Raw genomic sequence first — 565 nt, forward strand, 5'->3', positions numbered from 1 at the left:
TGATGGCACCAATGATGGTGATGAGGACACCGATGGTGACGGCAAGAAGAACAAGGATGAGTCCGATGTTCCTGAAGGAAAGGTCACTGATAAAGACGGTGACGGCCTTGGCGATACCGGTGTAACCGACAAGGATCCTGAGGACGGTAACGCTGACATCACAGACGGTCCGTTGACCAACGACACCGATAAGGATGGTATTCCGGATGCGGTTGATCCGGATATCGATGGTGACGGTGTCAATAACTCTGATGAGAAGGCTGCCGGTACTGATCCGTACAATCCGGATACCGATGGTGATGGTACCAATGATGGTGATGAGGACGCTGACGGTGACGGCAAGTCCAACAAGGAGGAGTCTGACCCGTCTGTTGATAAGTCCAAGGACTCTGACGGTGATGGCATTCCGGATATCATCGATAAGGATGACCAGGATGGTCCGAAGGGCGATAAGGACGGCGACGGCATCATCAATGAAGAGGATCCTGATGCAGATGGCGACGGGGTTTCCAATGATGATGAGAAGGCAGCTGGCCTTGATCCGCTGAACCCGGATACCGATGGC

Annotated in this window: 1 pseudogene; it reads left to right on the top strand. The window is 53.3% G+C overall.

Annotation, left to right across the window (positions count from 1 at the left end):
- A pseudogene (locus HMPREF0308_RS13945) lies at positions 1–565 on the top strand (YPDG domain-containing protein); the annotation flags it as partial.

It is taken from the genome of Corynebacterium striatum ATCC 6940 (assembly GCF_000159135.1).
Lineage (GTDB): Bacteria > Actinomycetota > Actinomycetes > Mycobacteriales > Mycobacteriaceae > Corynebacterium > Corynebacterium striatum.